Raw genomic sequence first — 468 nt, forward strand, 5'->3', positions numbered from 1 at the left:
TTCAATTATTCTAATCTGGGATACCAAACCTACTTCAATTCTCAGGATGAGATCGAACTAATGGATAGGTTGTTCTTTGATGCATACAGGCTGGGGGAAGTGAGCAGTGATATCACTGTTGTAGAACCGGTGATGAGAGATGCCAATTTGGTGGGAGTGGACATGGGAGCTGTGAGCGGTGGAGCTTTAGGCAATTACAGGCTGCAATCTCCTAACGGTTTTGATGGAAAAGAGATCTGTGCATTGTCCCGTTATGCAGGTATCAGTGATAAAGTGAGTTCTTTTGGGATCTATGAATTTACTTCAGAATTTAATTTTCCTGCTGCTAACATGCTGGTGGCCCAAATGATATGGTATTTCGTTGAGGGAGTAAATTTTAGGAAAAACGAAAATACTATTTCGGCAAAAAAAGAGTTTATAAGATATCAGGTCCCTATCGATGATGAGATTTTAGTATTTTATAAAAGC

1 protein-coding gene is annotated in these 468 nt (G+C 39.5%); it reads left to right on the forward strand.

From position 1 onward, the window contains the following. Nucleotides 1–468: arginase family protein (locus tag HC176_RS16380; RefSeq protein ID WP_483414755.1), on the forward strand; the 468-nt coding region annotated here is incomplete at both ends.

The organism is Tamlana crocina, from assembly GCF_012037625.1.